At 65.1% G+C, this 1,714-nt stretch carries 2 protein-coding genes; both read right to left on the bottom strand.

Annotated elements, in window-relative coordinates; genetic code table 11:
* On the bottom strand, positions 1-677 hold a 677-nt coding region (locus tag ACIQ2D_RS21845; RefSeq protein ID WP_402867400.1), incomplete at its 3' end, for a vWA domain-containing protein.
* The coding region (locus ACIQ2D_RS21840; protein WP_402867399.1) for a PASTA domain-containing protein at positions 677-1,714 on the bottom strand (1,038 nt) is incomplete at its 5' end. The genes ACIQ2D_RS21840 and ACIQ2D_RS21845, both read right to left, overlap by 1 nt.

Genomic DNA, 1,714 nt, shown 5'->3' with positions numbered 1-1,714 from the left:
TCCTTGAGCCTCTTCTGCATTTCGTCCACGTCTGCGATGTCGCTGTAGCGGCCACCTGTGGTGGATGCGATGCATTCGAGTTCGGTGCGACCTTGTCCCGACAGCTGGAAGCCCAGCGCCTCGACTGTGACGTCGAACCCTTCGGCGACGATCTGTTTCGCCGTGTCGCACGGAGCCTGGCCACAGTTGCTTTCGCCGTCCGAGATGAGGACCACGGTGGCAGTGGTGATGCCGTTGGCCTTCAGCGAATCGACCGACGCACGAAGAGCCGGACCTGTCGGTGTCCCGCCGTCCGCTTTCAGACCGGACACCTGGGCCATCAGCGTGTCGGTGTCCTTGCGCACACCTCCGTCTGCGCCGGCAAGAAATGACCCGGGATCGCAGTTGCTGCCGGCTGTCGGGTACGTCCAGAGGCCCAGCGGTGTGCTCGAGGAAGCCGTGTCCCCGACGATCCTGCTCAGGCTCTGCTTAGCGCCGGTCAGCTTGTTCTTGCCGTTCGCGTCGTTGTCGTTCATCGAACCGGACAAGTCCATGACCATAAGCAGGGCCGCCGGTGCGGCGGACACCGCACGGGTGGGTGGAGTGGTCGGTGTCTGTGCCGCAGACGAAACGGGCAGCAGGCAAGCCGACACGAGGATCACGAGCAATGCACCGAGTCTCGGCCACCAGTTGGCCATCAGTTGTCCTCGGTGAGATCTACGATGGCCTGCTGGCTGCCGAGAATGGTCGGGTCGGCGAGGACGGCTTCGGTGTCTCTCGACGATCCGCTGTCGGTGAGCGCGGTCGCGACGACGGTTAGTTGCAGTGCCCCCGAGACACGTGCGTAGAGGTCTGCGGGCTGGCCGTAGCCAGCGTCGACGGCCGCGACCGGTGTGCCGTCTGCGAACACCTCGACGCGGACCCTGGTGCCGGGCATGGAATCGGTGGGAACCCCGACCGTGGCGCGCATCTCGTCGACCGCGTGGGCCAGATTCCACACCGACTTGCGCGGCTTGGCAGTGCCAGGTTTGTTCGCGGTGCAGGTCACCGAGTTCTCATATTTCTTGCCGTCCATCGACTCCGACCCGGTACCGCACCCGCTCTCCATGGCGTCGAGCTTCGAAGGGTAGGCGGATCCGGGGGACTGAGCGACAGTGAGGGTAACCGCGTCGGGAATCGGTGCACCGACTGGTGGATCCACGTCGAGCGCACCGTCTCGGACCGCGTCCGGTTGGTAGCGGCTCTTCACGATCACCTGCGCACCGAGTTCCTGCAGTTCCGAGATCACCTCCGTAGCCGAGCGGTTCTCGATGACGGGCACCTGGGCCGACGTCGAAACAACCAGCGTCACCTTCGCCGTATCGGAACTGCCGAACGGTGGTGTCTGCTCGATGACGATGCCCGGACGTCCGGCGGCCGCGCGGGTGGTCACCTCGACACGGTCGACCGGGATTCCGCTGTCAGCGAGGATTTGCTTCGATGCGTCGGAGCCGAGACTGCGCAGGTCAGGCATGGCACCCGATGCGATATCGGCAGCAAAATCGTCGAGGGTGCCGTCGTCGGGACGGGCAGCGGTACTCGATTCCTGGCGAGCTACCAGTTCGTTCTGCAGCCACCATCCGGAGGCGAGTCCGGAGCCAAACAGCGCCAGCGCCGTGAACAAGCTGGCGAGCACCTTCCTGCGGGTGCCCCAGCCGTCGTACCAAGGTCGGGTCGACGCCAGCGATGGTGTCGG

This window comes from Lysinibacillus sp. NPDC097287 (genome assembly GCF_044761695.1).
Taxonomy (GTDB): domain Bacteria; phylum Bacillota; class Bacilli; order Bacillales_A; family Planococcaceae; genus Lysinibacillus.
Note: the sequence above shows the minus strand (reverse complement) of the source record. Positions and strands in the feature narration are given on the sequence as shown.